The sequence below is a fragment of the Rhodococcus sp. K11/5 genome (assembly GCF_055193735.1).
The window spans coordinates 1,365,008-1,390,327 of sequence record NZ_CM143721.1; the positions used below are offsets into that span (position 1 = coordinate 1,365,008).

General features: G+C 67.5%; 27 protein-coding genes and 1 pseudogene. 16 read left to right on the top strand and 12 right to left on the bottom strand.

What is annotated here, in order from left to right; all coding sequences use genetic code 11:
- Positions 1 to 4 precede the first annotated feature (4 nt).
- Positions 5 to 910: a succinate--CoA ligase subunit alpha gene (gene sucD, locus ACY466_RS06610; RefSeq protein ID WP_463250866.1), complete on the top strand. Its 906-nt coding sequence runs from the start codon at positions 5 to 7 to the stop codon at positions 908 to 910.
- Between the two features lie 131 nt (positions 911 to 1,041).
- Positions 1,042 to 2,055 carry a zinc-binding alcohol dehydrogenase family protein gene (locus ACY466_RS06615; protein WP_463250868.1) on the top strand — a complete coding sequence of 338 codons (1,014 nt, stop codon included), beginning with the start codon at positions 1,042 to 1,044 and terminating at the stop codon, positions 2,053 to 2,055.
- Positions 2,056 to 2,068: 13 nt separating this feature from the next.
- On the opposite strand, the gene ACY466_RS06620 is transcribed toward ACY466_RS06615, so the two are convergent.
- From ACY466_RS06620 to ACY466_RS06630, 3 genes are all read right to left on the bottom strand, one after another.
- Positions 2,069 to 2,650 (bottom strand): hypothetical protein, encoded by a 582-nt coding sequence (locus ACY466_RS06620; RefSeq protein WP_463250870.1) that lies wholly within the window; start codon positions 2,648 to 2,650, stop codon positions 2,069 to 2,071.
- A gap of 290 nt (positions 2,651 to 2,940) precedes the next feature.
- Entirely contained in the window at positions 2,941 to 3,882 is a 942-nt protein-coding gene (locus ACY466_RS06625; RefSeq protein ID WP_463250872.1) for a COG1361 family protein, read from the bottom strand.
- 74 nt (positions 3,883 to 3,956) lie between these two features.
- The gene (locus ACY466_RS06630) at positions 3,957 to 4,505 is read right to left on the bottom strand and encodes a hypothetical protein (RefSeq protein ID WP_463250874.1); all 549 of its coding nucleotides are present in this window, start codon (positions 4,503 to 4,505) and stop codon (positions 3,957 to 3,959) included.
- Positions 4,506 to 4,717: 212 nt separating this feature from the next.
- Between ACY466_RS06630 and ACY466_RS06635 the strand changes: the two genes are divergently transcribed.
- Entirely contained in the window at positions 4,718 to 5,938 is a 1,221-nt protein-coding gene (locus tag ACY466_RS06635) for an acyl-CoA dehydrogenase family protein (protein ID WP_463250876.1), read from the top strand.
- Between the two features lie 13 nt (positions 5,939 to 5,951).
- The gene (gene sfnG, locus ACY466_RS06640; RefSeq protein ID WP_463250878.1) at positions 5,952 to 7,076 is read left to right on the top strand and encodes a dimethylsulfone monooxygenase SfnG; all 1,125 of its coding nucleotides are present in this window, start codon (positions 5,952 to 5,954) and stop codon (positions 7,074 to 7,076) included.
- A gap of 56 nt (positions 7,077 to 7,132) precedes the next feature.
- On the opposite strand, the gene ACY466_RS06645 is transcribed toward sfnG, so the two are convergent.
- Positions 7,133 to 7,684 carry a hypothetical protein gene (locus ACY466_RS06645; RefSeq protein WP_463250880.1) on the bottom strand — a complete coding sequence of 184 codons (552 nt, stop codon included), beginning with the start codon at positions 7,682 to 7,684 and terminating at the stop codon, positions 7,133 to 7,135.
- Positions 7,685 to 7,733: 49 nt separating this feature from the next.
- Between ACY466_RS06645 and ACY466_RS06650 the strand changes: the two genes are divergently transcribed.
- The 4 genes from ACY466_RS06650 to purH are packed head-to-tail and all read left to right on the top strand — an operon-like array spanning position 7,734 to position 12,714.
- Complete coding sequence (locus ACY466_RS06650) at positions 7,734 to 8,774, top strand: DUF5336 domain-containing protein (RefSeq protein ID WP_463250882.1); 1,041 nt, start codon at positions 7,734 to 7,736, stop codon at positions 8,772 to 8,774.
- A gap of 50 nt (positions 8,775 to 8,824) precedes the next feature.
- Entirely contained in the window at positions 8,825 to 10,456 is a 1,632-nt protein-coding gene (locus ACY466_RS06655) for a cell division protein PerM (protein ID WP_463250884.1), read from the top strand.
- 49 nt (positions 10,457 to 10,505) lie between these two features.
- On the top strand, positions 10,506 to 11,150 hold the full coding sequence (gene purN, locus ACY466_RS06660; protein WP_463252161.1) for a phosphoribosylglycinamide formyltransferase: 645 nt from the start codon (positions 10,506 to 10,508) through the stop codon (positions 11,148 to 11,150).
- Entirely contained in the window at positions 11,143 to 12,714 is a 1,572-nt protein-coding gene (gene purH / locus ACY466_RS06665) for a bifunctional phosphoribosylaminoimidazolecarboxamide formyltransferase/IMP cyclohydrolase (protein ID WP_463250886.1), read from the top strand. The genes purN and purH overlap by 8 nt, the downstream gene beginning before the upstream one ends.
- Before the next feature lie 38 nt (positions 12,715 to 12,752).
- Here purH and ACY466_RS06670 read toward each other — a convergent pair whose 3' ends face one another.
- Entirely contained in the window at positions 12,753 to 13,235 is a 483-nt protein-coding gene (locus tag ACY466_RS06670; protein ID WP_463250888.1) for a glutathione peroxidase, read from the bottom strand.
- Between the two features lie 159 nt (positions 13,236 to 13,394).
- Here ACY466_RS06670 and ACY466_RS06675 point away from each other — a divergent pair, with 159 nt between their 5' ends.
- The 3 genes from ACY466_RS06675 to ACY466_RS06685 all read left to right on the top strand — a co-directional run bounded on the left by ACY466_RS06675 (position 13,395) and on the right by ACY466_RS06685 (position 17,168).
- Positions 13,395 to 13,709: a hypothetical protein gene (locus ACY466_RS06675; protein ID WP_463250890.1), complete on the top strand. Its 315-nt coding sequence runs from the start codon at positions 13,395 to 13,397 to the stop codon at positions 13,707 to 13,709.
- A gap of 133 nt (positions 13,710 to 13,842) precedes the next feature.
- Positions 13,843 to 15,207, top strand: a complete 1,365-nt coding sequence (locus ACY466_RS06680; protein ID WP_463252162.1) for a sigma 54-interacting transcriptional regulator — start codon at positions 13,843 to 13,845, stop codon at positions 15,205 to 15,207.
- Positions 15,207 to 17,168, top strand: coding sequence for a hypothetical protein (locus ACY466_RS06685; RefSeq protein WP_463250892.1), 1,962 nt, complete (start codon positions 15,207 to 15,209; stop codon positions 17,166 to 17,168). The genes ACY466_RS06680 and ACY466_RS06685 overlap by 1 nt, the downstream gene beginning before the upstream one ends.
- A gap of 27 nt (positions 17,169 to 17,195) precedes the next feature.
- On the opposite strand, the gene ACY466_RS06690 is transcribed toward ACY466_RS06685, so the two are convergent.
- From ACY466_RS06690 to rpmB, 6 genes are all read right to left on the bottom strand, one after another.
- Entirely contained in the window at positions 17,196 to 17,660 is a 465-nt protein-coding gene (locus tag ACY466_RS06690; RefSeq protein ID WP_463250894.1) for a hypothetical protein, read from the bottom strand.
- A 59-nt stretch (positions 17,661 to 17,719) separates the two neighbouring features.
- Complete coding sequence (locus tag ACY466_RS06695; protein ID WP_463250896.1) at positions 17,720 to 18,646, bottom strand: AEC family transporter; 927 nt, start codon at positions 18,644 to 18,646, stop codon at positions 17,720 to 17,722.
- A gap of 90 nt (positions 18,647 to 18,736) precedes the next feature.
- Positions 18,737 to 18,991: a 30S ribosomal protein S18 gene (gene rpsR, locus ACY466_RS06700; protein ID WP_463250898.1), complete on the bottom strand. Its 255-nt coding sequence runs from the start codon at positions 18,989 to 18,991 to the stop codon at positions 18,737 to 18,739.
- A gap of 30 nt (positions 18,992 to 19,021) precedes the next feature.
- Entirely contained in the window at positions 19,022 to 19,327 is a 306-nt protein-coding gene (gene rpsN, locus ACY466_RS06705; protein WP_463250900.1) for a 30S ribosomal protein S14, read from the bottom strand.
- Positions 19,327 to 19,497, bottom strand: coding sequence for a 50S ribosomal protein L33 (gene rpmG, locus ACY466_RS06710; RefSeq protein ID WP_463252163.1), 171 nt, complete (start codon positions 19,495 to 19,497; stop codon positions 19,327 to 19,329). Before rpmG ends, rpsN begins: the two co-directional genes overlap by 1 nt.
- Positions 19,494 to 19,736 (bottom strand): 50S ribosomal protein L28, encoded by a 243-nt coding sequence (gene rpmB / locus ACY466_RS06715; protein ID WP_463250902.1) that lies wholly within the window; start codon positions 19,734 to 19,736, stop codon positions 19,494 to 19,496. The genes rpmG and rpmB overlap by 4 nt, the downstream gene beginning before the upstream one ends.
- Before the next feature lie 97 nt (positions 19,737 to 19,833).
- Here rpmB and mrf point away from each other — a divergent pair, with 97 nt between their 5' ends.
- The 3 genes from mrf to rpmF are packed head-to-tail and all read left to right on the top strand — an operon-like array spanning position 19,834 to position 21,516.
- Positions 19,834 to 21,087, top strand: a complete 1,254-nt coding sequence (gene mrf, locus ACY466_RS06720; protein ID WP_463250904.1) for a ribosome hibernation factor-recruiting GTPase MRF — start codon at positions 19,834 to 19,836, stop codon at positions 21,085 to 21,087.
- Positions 21,084 to 21,341, top strand: coding sequence for a type B 50S ribosomal protein L31 (locus ACY466_RS06725; RefSeq protein WP_463250907.1), 258 nt, complete (start codon positions 21,084 to 21,086; stop codon positions 21,339 to 21,341). Before mrf ends, ACY466_RS06725 begins: the two co-directional genes overlap by 4 nt.
- Before the next feature lie 4 nt (positions 21,342 to 21,345).
- Complete coding sequence (rpmF, locus tag ACY466_RS06730) at positions 21,346 to 21,516, top strand: 50S ribosomal protein L32 (RefSeq protein ID WP_463250909.1); 171 nt, start codon at positions 21,346 to 21,348, stop codon at positions 21,514 to 21,516.
- A gap of 116 nt (positions 21,517 to 21,632) precedes the next feature.
- Here the strand turns inward: rpmF and ACY466_RS06735 are convergent, their stop codons facing one another.
- Positions 21,633 to 23,462, bottom strand: a complete 1,830-nt coding sequence (locus ACY466_RS06735; protein ID WP_463250910.1) for an HNH endonuclease signature motif containing protein — start codon at positions 23,460 to 23,462, stop codon at positions 21,633 to 21,635.
- Positions 23,463 to 23,652: 190 nt separating this feature from the next.
- Between ACY466_RS06735 and ACY466_RS06740 the strand changes: the two genes are divergently transcribed.
- Complete coding sequence (locus ACY466_RS06740; RefSeq protein ID WP_463250912.1) at positions 23,653 to 24,132, top strand: cation:proton antiporter regulatory subunit; 480 nt, start codon at positions 23,653 to 23,655, stop codon at positions 24,130 to 24,132.
- A gap of 3 nt (positions 24,133 to 24,135) precedes the next feature.
- A pseudogene (locus ACY466_RS06745) lies at positions 24,136 to 25,312 on the top strand (cation:proton antiporter).
- Positions 25,313 to 25,320: the final 8 nt, after the last annotated feature.

A 25,320-nucleotide genomic window follows, 5' to 3' on the forward strand; every position in this document is an offset into this window, starting at 1 on the left:
AACCATGTCTATCTTTCTGAACAAGGACAACAAGGTCATCGTCCAGGGCATCACCGGCGGCGAAGGCACCAAGCACACTGCCCTGATGCTCAAGGCGGGCACGCAGGTCGTCGGCGGCGTCAACGCGCGCAAGGCCGGAACGACGGTGTCCCACAAGGCCGCCGACGGCTCCGACGTCGAGCTTCCCGTCTTCGGCTCCGTCGCCGAGGCGATGGAGAAGACCGGCGCCGACGTCTCGATCGCCTTCGTGCCGCCGGCGTTCTCCAAGGACGCCATCGTCGAGGCCATCGACGCCGAGATCCCGCTTCTCGTCGTCATCACCGAGGGAATCCCGGTGCAGGACAGCGCATACGCGTGGGCCTACAACGTGGAGAAGGGCAAGAAGACCCGCATCATCGGTCCGAACTGCCCCGGAATCATCACCCCCGGTGAGGCTCTCGTCGGCATCACGCCCGCCAACATCTCCGGCACCGGCCCCATCGGCCTGGTCTCGAAGAGCGGCACGCTGACCTACCAGATGATGTTCGAGCTGCGGGACTTCGGCTTCTCGACGGCCATCGGCATCGGCGGCGACCCCGTCATCGGCACCACCCACATCGACGCCATCGAGGCGTTCGAGAAGGATCCCGCCACCGAGGTCATCGTGATGATCGGCGAGATCGGTGGCGACGCCGAAGAGCGTGCTGCGGACTACATCAAGGAGCACGTGACCAAGCCGGTCGTCGGCTACGTCGCGGGCTTCACCGCACCCGAGGGCAAGACCATGGGCCACGCCGGCGCCATCGTGTCGGGCTCGCTGGGTACGGCTCAGGCCAAGAAGGACGCCCTCGAGGCGGCCGGTGTCAAGGTCGGCAAGACGCCGTCCGAGACCGCCGAGCTCGCGCGCGAGATCCTGAAGGCGCGCAAGTAGGTTTCGTTCTCCACCTGAAGTTCTCCACCTGAGTGAGGGGCACCCTCGGTCGCGCACACGGACCGAGGGTGCCCCTCACTCGTGGGTGGGGGTGACGTCGGCGCCCCGAGGGCAACCTCTACCGTCGAGACATGAGCATCCCCTCCACCCATCGCGCGATCGTGGCCACGCAGTCCGGTCCCGTGGATTCCGACACGTCGTTCGTGTCCGTCGAACGCGACACACCTCGGCCCGACGGGTTCGACGTCCTCGTGCGCGTTCGTGCTGTGTCGGTCAATCCGGTGGACATGAAGGTGCGCGGCTCGTTCTCCGCCGACGACGCCCCGAAGACCCTGGGCTACGACGCAGCCGGCGAAGTCGTCGCCGTCGGGCCCGATGCGAAGACCTATGTGCCGGGGGATCGAGTGTTCTACGCCGGGTCGATCGCCCGCGACGGCAGCAACGCCGAGTATCAACTGGTCGACGAACGCATCGTCGGCCGGGCTCCGTCCTCGCTGTCGTACGCCGAGGCGGCCGCCGTCCCCCTCACCGCCATCACGGCGTGGGAGGCGCTGTTCGTGCGACTCGGAATCGAGAGGGGCAGCGAGGGAACGCTTCTCGTCGTCGGAGCCTCCGGCGGTACCGGATCGATGGTCATCCAGTTGGCGCGGGCCCTGACCTCGCTGACCGTGGTGGCGGCGTCGTCACGCGACGAATCGCGCGAGTGGGCACGGCAGATGGGCGCACACCACGTCGTGGATCGCCGCGCACTGCGAGACGAGGTGACGGCGCTCGTTCCGGACGGTGTGCAGTACATCTTCTCGCCGTTCTCGGAGGGCAACGTCGAGACCTACGCGGACGTCCTGGCCGTGCACGGAGCCGTCGTCGCCATCGACGATCCGGTGGGCCTCGATCTCATGCCGCTGAAGGCCAAGAGCCAGTCCTGGCTCTGGGAGCTGATGTTCACCGTGCCGCTCCATCTGCCGCACAGCACTTCTCAGCGCGAGCTGTTGAACGAGGTGTCGGCGATGATCGACGCGGGCACGATTCGCACGACCGTCACCGAGACCCTCGGTCCCATCGACGTGGACGCTGTGCGTGAGGCCCATCGCCGCATCGAGAGCGGAGACGTGATCGGCAAGGTGGTGATCGCGGAGACGGTGTGACGGGCCGTGTGGATCACGCCACCGAATGGGTGAGGACCCCGACATATTTTCCGGCCAGCGCGTCGGCGGGGATCGGCAATGTGAGGGCATAGGTCCAGTTGGCGAGACAGACGACTCCGGAGAGCAAGCCACTCGGTGACGATCGAAAGCTTCGAGCGTCCGTCGCGACGGGCACCGTGGTCGGCGCGATCGTTCGTCCGATCGGTAATCCCAACGTAGACAGGCACGTTGCCGAGCTCGCGGCGTAGGTCGCGTTGCTGATGGTCACGGGCCGGTTCGGAGCCGCATCGACGGCGAACGTGGACAGTGAGACGGATACGGTCCAGCTTCCGAGCGCGCTGGTGACGCCGGCGGTACCACTGGCCACCCACGAGCTACCCGGGGTGGCCGCGCTGGGACCTGTCACGGTGACGGGTCCCAGCTCGGCGGCCAGAGCAGCGGGTCCGACCGCACGCGCCGACCGGGTCGGAACAGATGCGGACGTCGTGGGTCCGATGTTCGTCGTCTCGGGTGCGTCGAGCGTGACGGTGGGAACGAGATCGACAGCAGACGAGGGAATCGACGACGGTGGGGTGCCGGCAATCGTCGTCGTCACCGTGACGGCGGTCGAGGTCGTCGTCAGGGGGGTCGTCGCCGTGGGGGTCGAGGAAGCGGACGTTGTCGTGCGGTCATCCGGTGGACACTGCGGCAACGCCGTCGTCGGTGCCGTGGTGAGCGGTGCAGTGGTGAGCGGCGGGGTGGTGGTCGATGCAGTGGTGTCGACCGGAACACAGGTGGCCGGGTTCTGTGCCGCAGCGGCGGGTGTGCCGACGCATGTCAGCAGAACGAAAGTTGTCACTACCGATGCCGTGATCGGTCCGCGGCCTCGACTCCGCGTGGGCGCGATCATCGCGAAACGCCCGCAGACGCTCGCTTTCGCAACAACCACGCGACGGACACGATGGCCGCGGCGGCGACAGTGGCTGCGATCGCCCATGCCCATACCGGGATGATGGTGCCGGTGGTCGCTGTCGCGACTGCGTCGCCACTCTGCTCGGGGAAGGTGATCGAAGCCGCCGCATCTCGATTCACTCGTCCGCTGTTGACGGAGACGTCGGCAGTCCACGGACCCGGCGGAAGGGCGCGGTCGAGTTCGATTCGCAACACCCCGGAGGCTCCCGGCGCGATGGAACCACCGGAGTCCGTTATTGGGGTCGTCGACAGGCCGCCGGGTCCGTCGGACAACGTTGCGGTACCGGTCGGATCGAGCGCCCTTCCCCCGATGTTCTCTACTTCGATCGCCAGCGTGGGCGCCCCGGTGTCGGAGCGCTCGGGGGTGACCGAGGTGACCTCGAAATCCTCCGGTGGTCCGTTGCCCGGCCCCACCGAGATGTATGCACGGATGCCTGCCCGGGTCACGGAGGTAATCGAACCGGCGATGGGAGGCGACTCCACTTCTGCCCACACCACCGCGTACCGCTCGCCTTCCGTCGCGTCCTCGGGTACCGCGACCCTGACCACGGCTTCGGACGATTGGCCCGCAGCCAGTGGTACCTCGCTCGGAGTCACTGTCATCCACGATGTGAGTTCGTTTCCCTCGACCCCATCGCCGAAAACGAAGCCGTCGGCGGTCACGTCGCCCTCACCCGCGTAGAGCTTCACCGTGGTGTCGGCGCCGGTGTCGTTGGTGACTCCGATCCGACGCTCGATCAGGGTCCCCGGTGGAAGATTGTCGACGAGGTAATTCTGCGCGCGAGGGTCGTCGGCCAGCGCCACCGGCGCTTCGAGTAGTCGGATGCCGATCCCGGTGGGCTCCGCCGACGGTTCCTGTGCCTGAACAGAGGTCATCGTGCCCAGACTGAGTGCAGCGGCGACCGTCGCTAGGACGGCCGCCGCTTGTGGAAAGTGTGAACGCACCGGCGTCAGGCCACCGAGTGTGTGATGGTTCCGGTGTACGTACCGGCAGTACGATTCGCGGGGAGGGTCACCGTGAGCGTCGGGTTCCAGCGTGCTGCGTTCCGGCCGATGACGGTGGCCGATTGGACGGGCTTGGTCGCTTCCAGTGTCGGTGTCGGATTCGTCAAAGTGCCCGGCAGAGCCAAAGGTAATCCGCTCACTGCCACGGCCAGTCCACCGGAGTAGCGAACTTGGTCGGCCGCGATCTCGGTACCGTTTGCCGGGGGAGTGCCGGTTCTGAACGAGGTGCTGACCGCGGACGCGGTCCACCCACCGATGATTCGGCGGTCATCGGTGACGGTGACATTACCCAGGTTTCCCGTTGCTACGTTGGTCAGGCTCTCCTCGGCCAGCTGTGCTCCGGACTCCGCTGCGATCGCGATGTTTCCCCCGGCGACGGCGAAGGTGACGATGGTGTTGGGCGTGGTCGGTTGAGCGCTGGAGATGGCGGGGGAGGCGATGGCGCCGGCGAGCGCGCCGACGGTGACTGCAGCGGCGATGACGGATCTGCGCATGACGTTTCCTCGGGGAATGCGGGCAAGACCCGCCGGTTTGTTGTTGACGCAAGATTAATCGACAGCGTCTGTGATGCGTTACAAACAAATCGGTTTTATTCGATAAAAATCCGCATGGGGGTTTGGGAATCGAGAACCCGGTTTTCGGTCTGCTCGAATCACGGTGATTCGAAGTGTTCTCACGGCGGCGCCTCGCGGCTTCACTGGTCGCCATGACGACGACAGAGAATCGCCCCCTGACTCGACACTGGCCCGACGCGCCGACCACGCCCGAGGCCTGGATCGGCCGTGCCGCCGAGGTCGCCGCGCTTCTGGCGATCGGAGCCGCCGATCGTGACAAGGGCCGCGCCGCCCCGGTGGACGAGGTCCAGCTCCTGAAGGACGCCGGCCTCGTCACCCTGCTCGGGCCTCCCGAACACGGTGGAGGCGGGCAGGACTGGCCGACGGCCTACCAGGTCATCCGCACGGTGGCGACCGCGGACGGTTCCATCGGTCAACTCCTCGGGTACCACCTGTTGTGGTTCTGGGCCGCACGGTTGGTGGGGACGCGCGAGCAGATCGCGGCCGTCGAAGAGGCCGCGACGGCCGGCACCTGGTTCTTCGGTGGAGCCGTCAATCCCCGCGACAACGACGTGACGGTCACCGACGAGGGCGACACCCTCGTCTTCGACGGTGCCAAGACGTTCTCCACGGGCAGCCGGGTCTCCGACGTGACGGTGCTCGAAGGCGCACTCCCGGACGGGCAGCACGTCTTCGCGCTCGTTCCGTCGACCATCGACGGACTCACCTTTCACGACGACTGGGACAACATCGGCCAACGGCAGACCGAGAGCGGCAGCGTCACCATCGACCGGGTTCGGGTGAACTGGAGCGACGCAGCAGGATTCGTCGACAAGAAGTTCCAGCCCCGGGTCTACAACACGCTGAACGTTCCCACCATTCAGCTCGTGTTCGTGAATTTCTACCTCGGCATCGCCCGCGGCGCGCTCGACGAAGCCGCGTCCTACACCAGGAGCACCACTCGGGCGTGGTTGCACAGCACCGTGGACGAGGCCGTGGACGAGCCGTACATCATCGACATCTACGGTGACCTCACCGCCAAGCTGTGGGCGGCCGAGGCCTTGGCCGATGCGGTTGCGCTGGAGGGCAAATCGATCCACGACAACGCCTGGAACGTGACCGAGCAGGAGCGTGGAGAGCACGAGGTTCGGGTCGCTGCCGTCAAGGCACGCGCCACCGAGGTCGCCCTGGAGATCACCTCGACCGTTTTCGAAGCGCTGGGGGCTCGGGCGACGGCGAGCAAATACGGGTTCGACCGGTTCTGGCGCAACGTTCGCACCCACACTCTTCACGACCCGGTTGCCTACAAGCGTCGAGAAGTCGGTCGGTGGGTTCTGACGTCCGAACTTCCGCAACCGACCTGGTACTCCTGAAGGAGAAGGTGTCATGACCACCGAACGCATTTCCGACGAGATCAAGTTCGCCTACTGGGTTCCCAACGTGAGTGGGGGACTGGTGACGTCGACCATCGAGCAGCGCACGAGCTGGGAATACGAGTACAACAAGAAGCTCGCGCGGACGGCCGAGAACAACGGTTTCGAGTACGCGCTGAGTCAGGTGCGGTACGAGGCCAGCTACGGTGCCGAGTACCAGCACGAGTCGACGAGTTTCTCGCTCGCACTTCTCCTCGCTACCGAACGGCTGAAAGTCATTGCCGCCGTTCATCCGGGCTTGTGGCAGCCGGCCGTGCTCGCGAAGCTCGGTGCCACCGCCGACCACCTGTCGAACGGCCGCTTCGCGGTCAACGTCGTCAGCGGATGGTTCAAGGACGAGTTCACCCATCTCGGCGAACCATGGCTCGAACACGACGAGCGGTACCGACGCAGCGCGGAGTTCCTCCAGGTGCTGCGCAAGATCTGGACCGAGGACGACGTCGACTTCCGTGGTGATTTCTATCGGATCCACGACTTCACCTTGAAGCCGAAGCCCCTGAACACCTCGGATCGCCCCAACCCCGAGCTGTTCCAGGGCGGCAACTCGTCCGCGGCGCAGGAGAATGCCGGGAAGTACTCCGATTGGTACTTCTCCAACGGAAAGGACTTCGACGGCGTCACCGACCAGCTCGACAACATCAGGCGGGTCGCTCGCGCGCACGACCGCGAGGTGAAGTTCGGACTGAACGGGTTCGTCATCGCGCGCGACACGGAGAAGGAGGCGCGGGACACATTGCGCGAGATCGTCGCGAAGGCGAATCGGCCTGCGGTGGAGGGTTTTCGGGACGCGGTTCGCCAGGCCGGTAACTCCACCTCCGACAAGCAGGGGATGTGGTCCGACTCGTCGTTCGAGGATCTCGTGCAGTACAACGACGGCTTCCGAACCCAACTGATCGGCACACCCGAGCAGGTGGCGACGCGCATCGTCGACTACCGGGATCGAGGAGTGGATCTGATCCTCGGTGGGTTCCTCCACTTCCAGGAGGAGATCGAGTACTTCGGTGCGAAGGTCCTTCCGTTGGTCCGCGAGATCGAGGCGGCGCGGGCCGACGTCAGGGAACCGGCACCGGTTGCCTGAATCGTCCGAATGACGCCCACCTGCCCCCGCCGGGGAGAGGTGGGCGTCGTCGTCGGTCAGTAGGGTGGCCGGGTACCAGGAACCGACGAGGAGGAATCGACGATGACCGTCTCATCAGGGGGACCCGAGCACGACGGACCGTCCGGCTCCACCGGATCCCCGGCCCAGCCCACGGACGACGCGAACGTTCCGTCGTCGGACCGCACCGACGGCCCGACGTCCCCGTACACGCCCGACTCCGGCCGAAGGGACCCCCAGCCGAGCGCGTCCCCGCCGAGCGAATCCCGGCCGAGCGAATCCCGGCCGAGCGAATCCCGGCCGAGCGAAGCGCAGCCGAGCGGCGCACCTCGGACGGACGACACCTCGACGCAGTCCGCATGGTCCGATTCGTCGTGGACCGGACCCTCGTGGTCGGACAGCCCCAGCTCCACGTCGTCGCAGGATCGCGCGAGCGGCTCGGAGGCACCGGCCGCGTCGTCGGCCGGCCCGACGTACGCGTTCCCGTCACCCGCCCAGTCGTCGGAGCAGGGGCCGGCCTCGGCGTCCGCAGCCACCTCGGCCTCCGCAGACACGTCGACGCCCGTCGCCACCTCGACGCCCGCAGACACCTCGACGTCCGCAGCACCGGTGACGTCCGAGGACCGGACTTCGTTCGTCGTGAAGATTGCGTCGTACGTGGTGATCGGAACCGGCGTGCTGGCCTTCCTCCTCGGCTTCAGCGCACAGTTCACCCTGGCGGTCGACTCCTCGAACTTCTTCCAGCGGGCGCTGGGCGATTCGACGTCGATCACCGTGCTGTTCGTGGCCGCGCTCATCGCAGCGGCAGGGTTGCTCCCGAAGCAGGGCCGTCACACCTCCATCGTCGCGGCGCTGTCGTTGACCGGTTTCCTCACGCTCGCGGCCCAGGCGATGAACCGGGGTGAGCTCGTCGACATCTTCGGTGCGACCGAACAGGTCGGTCTGGGAATCGGCACGATTCTGGTGCTGCTGCTGGGGCTCGTGCAGTCCGTCGCGTCCATCGGGAGTCTGCTGCTCGAGTCGGGTGTCGTCACCGCTCCGGCTCCGCGACCGAAGACCGCCGAGGCACCTGCCCCGCACGGGCAGCAGGGTCAGAACCAGCAGGGGTACGGCCAGCAGGGTTACGGACAGCAGGCCTACGGACAGCAGGGGTACGGCCAGCCGAGCTACGGACAGCAGGCCTACGGACAGCCGAGCTTCGGGCAGCAGGGGAACGCGCAGCAGGGTTACCCGTTGGAGCAGGGGCAGGGATACGGCCAGCCGAACCCGAGCCAGCCGAACCCGAGCCAGCCGAACCCGAGCCCGTACCCCTACGGTCGGCCCCAGGGTTCCGGCCAGCCTCAGGCGTACGGCCAGCCTCAGGGATACGGCCAGCCTCAGGGATACGGCCAGCCTCAGGCGTACGGCCAGCCCCAGGGATACGGCCAACCGAAGTACGGTCAGCCCAATTACAGCCAGTCGGGGTACAGCCAGTCGGGGTACAGCCAGTCGGGTCACGGGCAGCCCGCGTCGGGTCGGCAGCCCGTTCAGGGTCAACCCGCCGGATACGGCCAGCCGTCGGGCAGTTCGGCGACGACGTCTCCCACCGAGCGGTACTCGCCCCCGGCGGACTCCGATTCGAGCGCGCCCGAGTCGACGCGCGCGATGGATGTCACGGAGCACCCCGACGATCGGCGCTGATCGGCGCGCCTGAAACACCCACGCGTCGCTCGGTGAGAACCTGACAGGCGATGACCTCACTACTCGATCGCGACCCCACCCCGGCGGCTCGGTTCGGCCCCACTCCCGACGAAGCTCGCGTGCTGGTCGGCGTGGCCTTCCGACCCGTCGGGGTTCTGTTGGCTCTCGTGTCGGCCGTCGTGGTGGTCACCCTGGTCAGCGCCAACAGTGACCTGACCGGGACGTTCGGCGGACTCGCGGCCACCTGGCTCGCCGTTCACCAGGTGCCGCTGGGCATCGCCGGTGCCGAATTGGGTGTTCTTCCGCTGTTGCCCACCGGTGTTCTGGTGTGGTCGGTCGCGGCCGGCGTCGGGAAGGCGTTGTCCGAGCGGTCGACTCGCCGTGAAGTGCTGTGGGTGGTGGGATCCGCGCTCGCCGGACCGTTGTCGATCTCCGCGGTGATGCTGGCGATGATCCACGATGCGTCGACCGTCATCGCGCTGTCGACCCCCAACGCCCTGGCGACGTTCGGGTGGGTCCTGCTGGTGCACGGGATCGGCGTGGGAATCGGCGTGTTCCGGGGTACCTGGCCTGGAGCGCTGCGCACCGTCACCGTGCCGCCGTGGCTGGCCGCGTCCGCCGGGCCGGCTGCACGCGCAGGGGCGGTGACGATGGCGGGGGCGGCGGTGCTCGTCGCGGGATCGCTTCTGATGTCCTGGTCGACGCTGGGCGCCCTCCTCGAGACCGGCGGCGGCGTCGGTGGTGTGCTGGGTCTGACGGCGCTGTCGATCGCGTACCTCCCCAATGTCGTCGTCGGTGCCGCCGCCGTGCTCGTCGGGTCGACCGCGCACGTGGGCAGCGCGTCGGTGGGGATCTTCGAGGCCACCGGCGGAGAGATCCCGGCCGTCCCCGTCCTCGCGGTCCTTCCCGAATCCTCGGCGCAGGCGTGGTGGCCGGCGATGCTGGTGGTTCCGCTGGTGGCGGCCGTCGTCCTGGGCCGATCGAGTGCGCGCGCGACCACCACGACGCTCGACGCCGTGCGAGCTGCCGCGTCCGCGTCCGTCGCGCTCGGTCTGATCGCGGTCGGGCTGGGTCTTGTCGCCGGCGGTGCCGTCGGAACGTTCGGTGACCTGGGTGTGGACGTGCCGGTGTTCGGCGCGTTCGTTCTCGCGTGGTGCGTCGTCGTCGGGTCCGCGATCGCCGCGGTCACGGCGTATCTGATGCGTCGCCACGAGGTGCACACCTGGGACGAGCGCGAGGTCGACTCCGACCCGGACTCGGGAATCGACGAGATGGCCGCCCTCCCCGCCCCGGACGACGACCGATCGGCGGTGCTCGATTCCGCCGACGGTCCCGATGCGGACACCTCGGATGCAGACGCGCCCGACACCGAAGCCGTCGACCCGCAAGCCGTCGACACCGAAGCCGTCGACACCGAAGCCGTCGACACCGAAGCCGTCGACACCGAAGCCGTCGACACCGAAGCCGTCGACACCGAAGCCGTCGACACCGAAGCCGTCGACACCGAAGCCGTCGACACCGAAGCCGTCGACACCGAAGCTGTCGAGGACGAGCCGGACGCGGCCGGCGACGTCGTCGACGCCGAGATCGTGGAGCTCGAGGACGACGGGACCACGACGTCACCCGAGGTCGACGCGGCATCGGAAAACCCGGTCGACCCCGAGTCCGAGCGTCGGCCCTAGTCACGTCTAGGCTTCTAGTCGTTCCGGGCCCGGTCCACCCCGTTCGACGCTGAGGAGAAGCACGCTGTCTGCCCCGCGTACGACCTCGCAGCGGGACCGCGCGGCTCGTGTCGTCGTCCTGGCTTCCGGGACGGGCACTCTCCTTCGCGCGTTGACCGATGCGGCGTCGGAGCCGAACTATCCGGCCGAGATCGTCGCCGTGTGCACCGACCGCTCGTGCGGAGCCGAGAACACCTCCATCGACACCATCCGCGTCCCGTTGAAGGACTTCCCGGATCGGGAGTCGTGGGATCGGACCCTGACCGAGGTCGTCTCCGCGCAGGCGCCGGACCTGGTGGTGAGCGCGGGGTTCATGAAGATTCTCGGGCCCGAGTTCCTCGCGGCCTTCGGCGGTCGCATCATCAACACCCATCCTGCGCTCTTGCCGTCGTTTCCGGGCGCGCGGGCCGTGGCCGACGCGCTCGACCACGGCGTGAAGATCTCCGGTTCCACCGTCCACCTGGTGGACGAGGGCGTCGACACGGGGCCGATTCTGGCTCAGGAGTCGGTGCCCGTGCTGAGCGACGACGACGAGTCGTCGCTCCACGAGCGCATCAAGGCGGTCGAGCGTCGATTGTTGATCGACGTGGTCGCCGCCGTTGCTGTACGAGGTGTCATCACCGAAGGACGAAAGGCTCAGATTCCCAGTGAGTGAAAGCACCGACACCCGCCGCCCCGTTCGACGAGCGCTGGTCAGCGTCTACGACAAGACCGGTCTGGACGAACTGGCCGCCGGGTTGCACGCCGCCGGAGTCGAGATCGTCTCCACCGGCTCGACCGCGGGCCGCATCGACGACTCCGGGGTTCCGGTCACCCGCGTCGAGGACCTCACCGGCTTCCCCGAGACCCTCGAGGGCCGGGTGAAGACGCTGCACCCGCGCGTACACGCCGGCATCCTCGCGGACACCCGCAAGCAGCAGCACCTCGATCAACTCGAGGAGCTCGAGGTTCGGCCGTTCGAGTTGGTCGTCGTCAATCTGTACCCCTTCACCGACACCGTGGCGTCGGGCGCCTCGCCCGACGAGTGCGTCGAGCAGATCGACATCGGCGGACCGTCGATGGTCCGGGCGGCGGCGAAGAACCATCCGTCGGTGGCGGTGGTCGTGGATCCCGCTCGGTACGCCGACGTGCTCGACGCGGTGTCCGGTGGCGGATTCACGTTGGCGCAGCGAGTGTCGCTGGCGGCGCAGGCTTTTCAGCACACGGCGGCGTACGACGTCGCCGTGGCGTCGTGGATGACCGACACCCTCGTCGCCGACGAGGCCGAGCGGTTCCCCTCGTGGATGGGCGCGACCTACGAACTGTCGTCGGTGCTGCGATACGGCGAGAACCCCCATCAGGGCGGGGCGCTCTACGTCGATTCGTCCACGGCAGCGGGCATCGCACGTGCCACGCAGGTGCACGGAAAAGAGATGTCGTTCAACAACTTCACCGATGGAGACGCAGCCTGGCGGGCCGCGCACGATCACGATCTCCCGTGCGTCGCGATCATCAAGCACGCCAACCCGTGCGGTATCGCCGTCTCCACGACGGATTCCATCGCCGACGCGCACCGCAAGGCCCACGCGTGCGATCCGGTCAGTGCGTACGGCGGCGTCATCGCCTCCAACCGGGAGGTCACCGTCGAAATGGCCGAGCAGGTGGCCGAGATCTTCACCGAGGTCATCATCGCACCGTCCTACGCCGACGGGGCTCTCGGAGTTCTGCAGCGCAAGAAGAACATTCGTGTTCTCATCTGCGAGCCACCGCAGCCGGTTCCCGAGATCAAGCAGGTCTCCGGCGGGCTGCTGGTGCAGGACCGCGACCTCGTCGACGCCGAGGGCGACGACCCGACGAACTGGACGCTCGCCGTCGGTGATCCCGCCGACGACGCCGTCTTGGCCGATCTTCGCTTCGCCTGGCGCGCGTGCCGTGCCGTGAAGTCCAACGCGATTCTGATCGCCGCCGACGGTGCGTCGGTGGGCGTCGGGATGGGTCAGGTCAATCGCGTCGATTCGGCCGAACTGGCCGTGCGTCGGGCGGGGGACCGAACCGTCGGTGCCGTTGCGGCGTCCGACGCCTTCTTCCCCTTTCCCGACGGTTTCCAGATCCTCGCCGCGTCCGGGGTCACTGCCGTCGTCCAGCCCGGCGGTTCGATCCGCGACACCGAGGTCGTCGACGCGGCTCGGGAAGCCGGCGTCACGATGTACCTGACCGGGTCACGCCACTTCGCGCACTGACACCGGCGCCGACACGCGCGGGAGCGGGAGGATGGTTCTCAGGTCTCGAGGACCTTCTGGATGGGGCCGGCAAGCTTCTCGGGCTTGGTGGTCGGTCCGAAGCGATCCACCACGGTGCCGTTCGCGTCGATGAGGAACTTGGTGAAGTTCCACTTGATGCGGCTGCCGAGCACACCACCCTTCTGGTCGCGCAGCCAGGCGAACAGGGGGTGCGCGTCGGACCCGTTGACGTCGACCTTCTCGTGCATGGGGAACGTGACGTCGTAGCGCAGCGAGCAGAAGTTCTTGATCTCCTCGGCATCGCCCGGCTCCTGGTGACCGAATTGGTCGCACGGGAAGCCGAGGACCACGAGTCCTCGCGGACCGTATTCGCGGTTGAGCTTCTCCAGCCCCTCGTACTGCGGGGTGAAACCGCACTGGGAGGCGGTGTTGACGATGAGCATGGGGCGCCCTCGGTAGTCGGACAGGTCGACCGGATCTCCGTCGATGGAAGTCGCCGTGAAGTCGTACGCCGTGGTCATGTGGTCTCCCCGTGGCCGGTGTGTGGTTCGACATGTCGATGTCGCGGTGGCCCGCAACCCCCCGGTTGCTTCGGAGCCCGCGAGGAATCGGATGTGTTGCGCCGGTTTTGCCCGTTGGTCGGACGGGTATCAACCACCATGGAGCGAGAGCGCGAGCCGATGGACGACAAGAACACCGCGCCCGAGGGCGACGACGACACCGAGCTTCGAGATCCCGAGCGCACCACGCGTGCGCACGCCGGAGAAGCCATCGCCGACGCGCGAAATTGGCCCGGATACATCCTGATGGCCCTGGGTCTGGGGTGTCTCGGATTGGCGATCACGGCGGCCGGCGGCGGTTTCGAGGGATGGGCAATGATTCTCTTCCCGGCGACGCTTCTGTTGTTCGCGGCCGGTACCGGCGCCGTCCTGTTCGAGCGAGCCCGCGTGAAGAAGGGCGAGGGCAAGTCGCTGATGGATCCCGCCGGCCACTGATTGCCTGAGGTGGTCGGTGCGGCGTGCCGAAAGCGCCGAAGGCTCGTACGTTGGAGAAGTGACCGACACCGTTTCTCCCTCGCCCGCGTCCCCGGCTTCCGAACACCCGGCTTCCGAACACCCGGCACCCGACATTCGCACTCTCGGCGCGCTTCGTGCGTCGGACCACGAGGCGAAGACCGTCAAGAACGAACTCCGCGACAACCTGCTGTCCGCCCTGCGCGACGGCCGTGACGCCTGGCCCGGCATCCTCGGCTTCGACAACACCGTCCTTCCGCAGCTCGAGCGCGCACTCCTGGCCGAACACGACGTCGTGTTGCTCGGCGAACGTGGCCAGGGCAAGACCCGTCTTCTGCGCACTCTCATCGGTCTGCTCGACGAATGGACCCCGGTGATCGCGGGTTCCGAACTGGGCGAGCACCCGTTCGAACCCATTACCCCCGCCTCGATCCGCCGCGCCCGCGAACTCGGCGACGACCTGCCCGTCGAATGGCGCCACCGCACCGAGCGGTACTCGGAGAAGCTGGCCACGCCGGACACCTCGGTGGCCGACTTGGTGGGCGACGTCGACCCGGTCAAGGTCGCCGAGGGCCGCAGCCTGGGAGATCCCGAGACGATCCATTACGGCCTCGTGCCTCGCACCCACCGCGGCATCGTCGCGATCAACGAACTCCCCGACCTCGCGGAGCGCATCCAGGTCTCGCTGCTCAACGTCATGGAGGAGCGCGACATCCAGATCCGCGGCTACACCATTCGGCTGCCGCTGGATGTGCTGCTGGTCGCGAGCGCGAATCCCGAGGACTACACGAACCGCGGCCGGATCATCACTCCGCTCAAGGACCGGTTCGGGGCGGAGATCCGTACGCACTATCCGATTCTGCTGGCCGACGAGATCGCGGTCGTCGAGCAGGAAGCGAACCTGACGGCCACCGTTCCGCCGCACGTTCTCGAGGTGCTGGCGCGGTTCACCCGCCTGCTGCGCGAATCGCCGTCGGTGGACCAGCGCTCGGGCGTCTCGGCTCGATTCGCCGTCGCCGCAGCAGAAACGGTGGGTGCGGCCGCGGTGCACAGGGCCGCGGTGCTCGGTGAGTCCGACGCCGTCGCGCGTCCGGTGGACACCGGCACGATCGTCGACGTGCTGCGAGGCAAGGTCGAGTTCGAGTCCGGGGAAGAGGGTCGCGAGGTCGAGGTGCTCACCCATCTCCTGCGTCGGGCCACGGCGGAGACAGCGCGAGATCTGTTGGGCGGCATCGATCTCGCTCCTCTGGTCGAGGCGGTCGACAAGGGTGAGCCCGTGGTGACCGGAGATCGGATCACGGCGAAGGCGTTGTTGGACGAACTGCCCGATCTGGAGGTCCTGAACGAGATCGCCGCGCGCCTCGGTGCCGAGTCCGACGGTGAGCGGGCCTCTGCGGCCGAGTTGGCGCTCGAGGGCCTCTACCTCGCCCGGCGTATCGGCAAGGACACCGGCGACGACGGGCAGACGGTGTACAGCTGATGGCCGGATCAGCCCGTTACGGGCCCTACACCGACGGCCCGGATCCCCTCGCGCCGCCGGTCGATCTGCGTGAGGCCCTGGACGCCATCGGGCAGGACGTGCTCGAGGGATCGTCGCCGCGTCGCGCCATCCAGGAGATGCTGCGGCGCGGGACGAAGAACATGCGCGGGCTCGACGAGCTTGCGGCGCAGGCCAATCGGCGGCGTCGAGAGTTGCTCAAGAGCAAGAATCTCGACGGCACCCTGCAGGAGGTGCGAGAGCTGCTGGACAAGGCGGTGCTCGAGGAGCGCAAGACGCTGGCCCGTGCCCTGGACGACGACGACGCACGCTTCGCCGAGATGCAGATCGCGGAACTACCGCCGTCCACGGCCCAAGCGGTGCAGGAGCTCTCGGAGTACGACTGGCGCAGCAGCGAGGCGCGCGAGACCTTCGAGAAGATCAAGGATCTGCTGGGCCGCGAGGTGCTCGACCAGCGATTCGCCGGCATGAAGCAGGCGCTCGAGGGAGCCACCGAACAGGACCGTCAGCGTGTGCAGGAGATGCTGTCCGACTTGAACGATCTGCTCGACGCGAACGCTCGCGGCGAGGACACGGACGAGCAGTTCGAGAAGTTCATGGCGGATCACGGCGAGTTCTTCCCCGAGAACCCGCAGAGCGTCGACGAACTGATCGACGCGCTCGCCGAGCGATCCGCGGCGGCGCAGCGTCTGCGCAACTCGCTCTCGCCGGATCAGCGCGCCGAGCTGGATGCGTTGGCGCAGCAGGCGTTCGGCAGCCAGGACCTGATGGATCAGTTGGCGCGGCTCGATGCGAACCTGCAGTCCGCGCGGCCCGGCGAGGACTGGGAGGGTTCGCAGAAGTTCCGTGGCCAGGAGGGTATGGGTCTCGGCGACGGAACCGGGGTCCTGCAGGACATCGCCGAACTCGAGGAGCTGGGCGATCAACTCTCCCAGCAGTACAACGGTGCGGCACTCGACGACATCGACGCGGACGCGTTGGTACGCCAGCTCGGACCGGAGGCCGCCGCGGATGCTCGTACTCTCGCGGAGCTCGAACGAGCGCTGCAGGAGCAGGGTTTCCTGCACAAGGGGGCCGACGGCCAGTGGCGGTTGTCGCCGAAGGCCATGCGCCAGTTGGGTCAATCGGCTCTGCGTGACATCGCGGGCAAGATCACCTCACGCCGAGGCGAGCGGGACACACGCAAGGCCGGGGCGATGGGGGAGCCGACGGGTGCCTCACGGGCCTGGGAATTCGGCGACACCGAACCGTGGGACGTGACCCGGACCGTGACCAACGCCGTACTGCGCACGGCGCTGGAGGGGCCGACCGATTCCGGCGGGGTGCGCCTCGCCGTGACCGATGTGGAGATCTCCGAGACCGAGCAGCGGTCGCAGGCCGCGGTGGCGCTGCTGGTCGACACGTCGTTCTCCATGGTCATGGAGGGACGCTGGGTGCCGATGAAGCAGACCGCGCTGGCGCTGAATCACCTGGTGTCCACACGCTTCCGCGGCGACGATCTGCAGATGATCGGCTTCGGTCGTCATGCGCGCACCCTCACCACGTCCGAGCTCGCGGGTCTGGACGGTGCGTGGGAACAGGGCACGAATCTGCACCACGCGTTGATGTTGGCGGTGAAGCACTTACGGCGCAACCCCAACGCCCAGCCGGTGGTGCTGATCGTGACCGACGGCGAACCGACCGCGCACCTCGAGCCGGACGGCCACGCGTTCTTCGACTATCCGCCGCATCCGCGAACTCTCGGTCTGACGGTGCGGGAGCTGGACACGGTGGCGAAGATCGGTGCGCAGGTGACGATCTTCCGTCTCGGCGACGATCCCGGGCTGGCTCGGGTCGTGGACCGAATGGCGCATCGGGTCGGCGGTCGGGTGGTGGCGCCGGATCTCGACGGGCTCGGCGCGGCTGTGGTCAGCGACTACCTCAAGTCGCGCAAGCGGCGCTGACACACCCCGTACGGCGGAGCCCGACCGTCAGGTGCCGTTGAGCACCTGGCGGTCGCCCACCGGCGCCGACAGCTGCAGTTCCATGGTCCCGTACACCGCGATCATGATGCAGGACTTGTCCTTCGCGGACTCCAAGGTGCCGGTTCGCAAGGTGACGGTGACGGTGTCGGGGGTCTCCTCGACGGTGGCGTCTGCGCCGTAGCACTCGGGTGATCCGGTGACGAAGTGAACGGCGATCATGTTGTTCGGCAGCGGCGTCCATGCCTCGAAGGGCGTCGACTGCGCCATCACCAGGGGAGCGCCCGGAACGAACTCGGTGCCGACGTGGTCGGCTGCGACCTCGTGCGGCACGGGTGGAGCGCCCGGCACCGGAACCATGTCCTGCCGGGCCACGGCCGCGGCGGAGTCGGTCTCGTCGGCGAGGGAGTCGGAGTCGTCGGCGCACCCGGACAGGGCGAAACACGCGAGCAGGCCGAGCACGAACAACCTCATGCCTCCAAGGTAGCGCGCCGAGCGGTCGGCCCGTTTCTTCGAGCTTTCCCGACGCGCGGTCAGGCAAGGAGTGCGGACGCGACGGCGATGACCGGAATGGAAACGAGGGTGGTGACGAACGCACTGTCGCGGGCCGTGACGACACCTCGGCCGTACCTGCTGGCGTAGATGAAGACGGTCTGCGCGGTGGGGAGAGCCCCGATCACCACGACGGCGAACAGTTCGCGACCGTCGAGGTCCCAGCCCCACCGTCCCAACGCGTAGGCGACGAGCGGCATGACGACGGTCTTGAGCACCGTGGCCAGGGCGACGTCCCGACGCGGCCCGGCGCCGTGTTGCAGGACGCGCACCCCGTACAGCGACATCCCGAACGCGATGAGGGCTCCGGGTACGGAGGCGCCGCCCATGAGCGTGAAGGGCTGCATGACGGCGTCGGGAAGGGTCCAACCGGTCACGGCGAGGAGCAGACCGGCTCCGCCGGCGACCACGATGGGGTTGCGGAAGGGCGTCGAGACCGTCCGCCACACGGACGACGCGGCACGTGAGGTCGACAGATCCAGCACCGTCAGGACGATGGGGGAGTAGACGAGGATCTGGAACAGCAGCAACGGCGCCACGAAGGACACGTCGCCCAGGACGAACACGGCGATCGGGATTCCCAGGTTCGCTGCGTTCACGTACGACGCGGACAGGGCGCCGATGGTGGCGTCGGGAACGTCGCGACGCAGCGCCGCGCGGGCGATGGTGAAATGCACGGCTCCGACGGCCAACGCGCTGATCGCGGCGACGTAGAGCGTGGGGGAGAAGATGACCGAGAGATCGGCGTGCGCGAGGGTGTCGAACAGCAGGGCGGGGGTGGCGACGAAGAACACCAACCGGCCGAGGACGAACTCGCCTTCGCTACCGAGGATCCCGGTGCGGGCCACGACGTAGCCGATGAAGATGATGACGAAGATGACCGTGAAACCCGCGAGAACTCCGGACACGGTGCAGGGGCCTTTCGATCGGAGGGCGGTGCTCGCCAGCGGTAGGCGTGAGCGGCAGCGCCCTCCGACCGAATGCAGGTCGAGAAGGGTCTAGCGGGTGGTGAACGGGAGCAGTGCCATCTCCCGAGCGTTGCGCACGGCGGTCGCGACCTGGCGCTGCTGCTGCGGGGTCAGGCCGGTGACGCGACGGCTGCGGATCTTGCCGCGGTCGGAGATGAACTGACGAAGCAGGTTCACGTCCTTGTAATCGACCGTCTCGACGCCTGCGGCGATGAGCGGGTTCTTCTTGGGCTTGCGGCCGGCTTCGGCCCGATCCTTCTTGGACGGGCCTCTCTTCACTGCCATGTTCTCTCCACCTTTGTCTGACGTCTCGTATTACCAGCTGCTCTTGCGCACACCGGGGAGTTCCCCGCGGTGTGCCATCTCGCGAGTGTTGATGCGAGAGAGCCCGAACTTGCGGAGGTAGCCACGGGGACGCCCATCCGCAGCATCGCGGTTCCGTAACCTTACCGGACTCGCATCGCGCGGAAGTTTCCGAAGGGCCGCTTGGGCGGCATCGCGCTCCGCGGCGGGGGTGGAGGGCTTCCGGATCAGCTCCTTCAGCTCGTGTCGACGGGCCGCGTGACGAGCGACGATCTCGGTTCGCTGCTGGTTACGGGCGATCTTGGATTTCTTCGCCATCAGCGTTCCTCACGGAAGTCGACATGCTTGCGGACCATGGGGTCGTACTTCTTCATCACCAGTCGATCCGGGTCGTTCCGACGGTTCTTGCGGGTGACGTAGGTGTAGCCGGTTCCCGCCGTGGACTTCAGTTTCACGATGGGTCGGATGTCCGTGCTCTTGCCCATCAGCGGTTCCGTCCGTAACCGGCGGCTCGGAGGCGAGCCATGACGGCGTCGATGCCGTCTCGGTCGATGGTCTTGATCCCCTTGGTCGACAGCGTGAGCGTGACGCGGCGTCCTTCGCTGGGGACGAAGTACGTCTTCTTCTGAATGTTGGGGTTCCACCGGCGACTGGTGCGCTGGTGGGAGTGCGAGACGGATTTGCCGAAGCTCGGCTGCCGTCCGGTGACGTCGCAGTGCGCGGACATCCACCCACCTCCTTCTTGATAATCGTTTTCGACAATGACTTCGGTGGACTGTACGCTCGAACCGCTGCTGATGACAATCATTGTCGAAAGGACGGTCATGAACACCGAGAGCAGGACGCCGCTCGTCCTCGTCTGCGGTCCGATGGGGCCCCTCGAATCCGTCACGGACGCGTTCGTCGAGCCGGGGACCGTGCTGGTGCGTCACGACCTGTCCGACGTCTCGGTCGGCGTCGTGCGTCGACACACCACGCGGGTGGTGGACGGGAAGCGTGCGGACCATGCCGTCGATCTGGGGGCTGCGGGGTGCTGTGTCACCTGCACGCTCCGGGACGATCTGCTGCCGCTCCTGCGCTCGCTGGCATCCGATTCGACGCTCGATCGCATCGTGGTGCGGCTCGATTCGACGCTCGAAGTCGAAGGAGTCTGCTGGTCGATCGAGAACACCGTGGTCGCGGGAATGGTGGGGCGCATCGACGGACCGGCATCGCTGGACGTCCGTATCGAGGCCGTCATCGGGTGCGTCGACGGCGCCACGTGGCTCGACGATGCGACCGGGGACGATCTTCTCGGCAGCGACGACCTTCCCGACGAACGCACCGTGGCGCAGGTGACCGTGGGGAACGCTCGTTTCGTCGACCTGTTGGTCGTGGGGGACACCGAACCCGATGGCTGGGAGGCCCATCGATTACGCGCCGTTCTCGACCGACTCGCACCGACCGCGGCGACCGTGTGGACCCGACCGGGTGAGCGCCTGCGTGGCACCGACCTGCTCGCCCGGGTCCCCGCGGTCGCCCGTCGCGGTGCCGAGGAGGACGTCCACGGTTCGCTTCTCGAGGGCCAGCCGCCACTGACGTCGGATTGCGGTGTGCGCATCGTCGAGTTCGCCGACCGGCGCCCGTTCCATCCCGGTCGGCTGCACGACGCGATCGACGTCCTGCTCGACGGCGTCGTGGCCTCCCGTGGACGGCTGTGGGTGGCGTCGCAGCCGGACCAGGTGCTGTGGATCGAGTCGGCGGGTGGTGGCCTGCGAGTTGCGGGCGCCGGCCGGTGGCTCGCCGCCATGGAACCCGAGCAGTACGAGCAGGAACCCACGGCCCGGCGCGCTCTCGGCGCGCTCGTGTGGGACGAGGACTTCGGGGACCGCGCGACGTCATTGGTGATCCTCACCCATCGCGCCGACCCCGAACACATCCACCGAGTCCTGTCCGACGCGGTGCTCACGGAGGACGAACTGGGCGCTCCGGAGTTGTGGTCCACGTGGGACGACCCCTTCGGGCAGTACCACGAAGAACCCTGCGAGGAAACGACTTTCACCGATTCCGATCGCGCAACAGGAAAGGCAGCAGAATGAAACCCGGAGTACACCCCGACTACCATCCGGTGGTCTTCCAGGACTCGAGTACCGGTTCGATGTTCCTCACGCGATCGACGATCACGAGCGATCGCACCGTCGAGTGGGAGGACGGATCGACCTATCCCTTGGTCAAGGTCGACGTGACCAACGAGTCCCATCCGTTCTGGACCGGCGCCGCCCGCGTCATGGATACCCAAGGGCGCGTGGAGAAGTTCGAGCGCAAGTACGGCCGACGCGAGAAGAAGGGCTGAGGTCATGGCTGTTCCGAAGCGGAAGATGTCCCGGTCGAACACCCGCAGTCGACGTTCGCAGTGGAAAGCGGTCCCGCCCGATCTGGTGCCCGTCACCGTCGCCGGCGTGACGCACAAGGTTCCCCGTCGCTTGGTCAAGGCCGTGCAGATGGGTCTGGTCGATCCGGCGCAGTAGATCCCTGCGGGTCGTCGGTACCAGGGCGGTCGTCGGTACCAGGGCGGTCGTCGGTAACCGAGCTCGATGCAGCACCCGATCGAGTTTCCCCGATTCGGGTGTTGCGGTGCGCGGCATCATGGTTCGTCGTCGAGGAGGTATCTCTCGGGGAAGAAGTAGTGGTTGGGTCGCCCGCGCCGGTCGGGGTCGAGAACGGCCGGTGGGTGCCACAGGGTCAGGCCGGCGTAGCGGTGCCCGGCGGGTGCCCTGGTGGTGGCCCACTGGTTGGGGGCGGTGCCGATGAGGCGGTGGTGCATCGGGCAGGCGAGGGTGAGGGTGTCGATGTCGGTGTAGCCGCCGTCGGCCCACTCGTGGGTGTGGTGGGCCTGGGTTCTCATGGCGGGTCGGGTGCAGCCGGGGAAGGTGCAGCCGCGTTCGCGGGCGAACAGGGCCAGACGCTGATCGGTGCTGGCGCAGCGTTTGCTGCGCAGTAGTTGCAGGGTGCGGCCGGTGGCGTCGTCGAACACGGCGAGGTAGGGGTGTGAGGCGGACGCGAGTCGGATGAGGTCGCCGAGGGACAGGGTGGTGCCGGTGGTGGTGGGGGCGAGTCCGGCGGCGGCGGTGAGTTCGTCGATGCCGATGGTGGCGACGACGGTGGTGGGAAAGCCCCGGTGGGTGCCGAGGGTGCCGGAGGCCAGCACTTGTCCGAGGAGGTGTTTGAGGGCGTCGTGGCGTCGTTGCCCACCGGTGCGGAAATCCCGGCCGGCGCGCTCCGCAGCAGCAGCAACCCCAGCAGGGTCGGAGGCAGACTTCTCCCCTGGTACGGCCTCGGGCATATCTGGGTCCACGTCCACGTCCAGGTCCAGGTCCAGGTCGAGGTCGAGGTCGAGGGTGGCGTCGTGACCCGACCGCGCGGGTCCGTCGTCGGCGGTGTGGTCCTGATCCTGTTCGGGCGCAGCGGGATCGGTGCCATCGTGACCGGCTCCGGCGCAGTCGCCAGCGTCGTCGATATCGACACCAGCGTCATCGACACCAGCGTCATCGACACCAGCGCCGTCGGCGTCCGGGGCCGGGGGTTCGGCGGCGCCGGCCGGGAACCTCACCCCGTCGGTACCGGCATCGTCCTCGCCGGGCATGCAGCGCCCCGGAGTGGACAGTGCCTCGAACGCCACCTCGAGCATCGCCCGCAGATGCGCATCGATGCAGAAGTTGCCCGTCGACATCCCGTCCACCCCTTGCGGGTCGAACCGGATGAACCGCTTCCGCGCGGCATCGTGGTCGTCGGGGGCGGCGCCGTCGGGGTCGAGCAACTCCAGGATCCGCTTCGCCGCCACCGTCAACTCGTCCGGGCGCACCCAGCGGGCCAGGTCCACCAACTGCTTCTCCGCCCGATCACGCTGCCCCGGGTCCGTGCGAGCGGGCAGATCCCGATGGAACGTCCGGATCACCGCCACGTGCCCCGGATCCAACACTCCCTCGCGGGAGGCGGCGGCGACGTGAGGCATCCGCGGGTCCACCGGATCCCCCGTCAGTGTGGTCCGGGAGGCGAGGTCCGCCGCGACGTGCAACCGTAGTGCGGCGCTCCGGGGAGTGACGCGCAGCAGATGCGCCAACGCCGACGGCGCACCCCCGGACCCCAACGCCCCGACGACGTCGTCGAACCCGCCGCGTTCGACGACCTCGTGCAACCAGGTGTGCGAGGCCCCCACCAGGGTGCGGATCACCGTCTCCGTCCGTACCAGTACCGCGCGGGTGTCCGCGGCGGGCAGCGACCACGAATCGAGCGCCGCCACCGCCGCTTCGAGGTCGGCGATCACCGCACCCGCCGCCGGATCGGAGATCGCCGTCGACACCAACGGAACACCAGCACCAGAACCGGCAGCATCAGCGGAAGCACCCGCGTCACCGGCAGCTGAACCGTCCGGGCACGACGAGGCCGGCGCCGCAGCCTCGGCTGCGTCGCTCACCCCCTGATCCTGCGGACCCCCCGGTCCATACGTCCAGAGTAACCCACATATCGAACATGTGTTCGATTAAATACTCCGAACGTAAGCGGTGCGCGTTGGGCTCGACCACAACAACAACCGGCTCGATCGGCCCTGACCCCGCACAGTTGCCGACACCGAACCCACCGGCATGATCGGCGCTACTCCACTCATGAACGTCGACGTCACGTTGCTTCCCGGCATCGGAGTGCGCAAGGACTTCGCGCTCTCCACGGGTCGCCGCATCGGGGTGATCACGCACAAGGACGGGTCGAACGAGCTCATCGTCTCCAAGAAGGACGATCCGGACTCCACTCAGGCGTCGATCACCCTGAACAACGAGGAAGCCGCCGCACTGGGCAATCTGCTCGGAACCCCGCAATTGGTTGCGCAGCTGGGCGAGGAACATCGAGAGCTTCCCGGCATCCGCACCCGCCAACTTCCCGTCCACGACGGATCTCGGTTCGACGGTCGTTCGCTCGGCGACACTCAGATGCGCACCAAGACCGGGGTGTCCATCGTGGCCGTCATGCGGGCGGGGCAGGTGCAGCCGTCGCCGGGTCCGACTTTCACATTGGTCAGCGGAGACCTGCTGGTGGTCGTCGGAACGTCCGAGGGCCTGGATGCGGCCGCCAAGTTGCTCGGTCACTGATTCGTGACCGAGACCGCGATCGAGTTGATCGAGCTCGGCGCGGTCTTCTTCGTACTGGGACTGCTCGCCAGGCTCGCCACCCGCGTCGGAATGTCCCCCCATTCCGCTCTATCTCGTCGCCGGCTTGTTCTTCGGCAACGGCGGGATCGTCGAGCTGCAGGGTATCGACGGTTTCACCGAACTGGCCAGTGAGATCGGCGTCGTTCTTCTTCTGCTCCTGCTCGGACTCGAATACACGGCGAACGAACTGCTGACGGGGCTGAAACGCTCGTGGATCGCGGGACTCGTCGACATCGTTCTCAACGTGGTGCCCGGCGTGATCGTCGCGTTCATGCTGGGGTGGGGACCGGTCGGCGCGCTCGTCCTCGGCGGTGTCACCTATATCTCGTCGTCGGGAATCGTCGCGAAGGTTCTCGGTGATCTCGGCCGTCTGGGTAACCGCGAGACACCGGTGGTGCCGTCCATTCTGGTGTTCGAGGACCTGATGATGGCTGTCTACCTGCCGATTCTCTCCGGCGTGCTCGCCGGCGTCAGCTTCGTCGGCGGGCTCGAGGCCGTCGGCATCTCGCTGCTCGTGGTGACCGTGGTTCTGGTGATCGCGCTGCGCTACGGCTGGGTGATCTCGGCGCTCGTCGATCACCGCGACCGCGAAACGGTCCTCCTCACCGTCCTCGGCGCGGCCCTGCTGGTGGCCGGAGTGGCGGCGGCGATGCAGGTCTCGGCCGCGGTGGGTGCGTTCCTGCTGGGCATAGCGATCTCGGGTACGACAGCCCACGCCGCGACCCGCGTGCTCGAACCGCTGCGAGACCTGTTCGCCGCGGTGTTCTTCGTCGTCTTCGGCCTCAACACCGATCCGCGGACGATTCCGCCGGTGATCGGGTGGGCGATTCTGCTGGCCGTGGTCACGACGGTGACGAAGATCGTCACGGGAGCGTGGGCGGCCAAACAGATCGGGGTGGGTCGGCTCGGCCGTATGCGGGCCGGAACCGCGCTCATCGCTCGCGGTGAATTCTCCATCGTCATCGCGGGCCTGGCCGTCGCGTCCGGAGCGGTGGAAGCCGAAATCGCCGCCCTGGCGACGGCCTATGTCTTGATCATGGCGATCATCGGGCCCATCGCCGCCCGCGTCGTCGAACCCGTCACCCATCGAGTCACCGCAGTGTTCGACCGCCAGCCGTGAACCGCCAG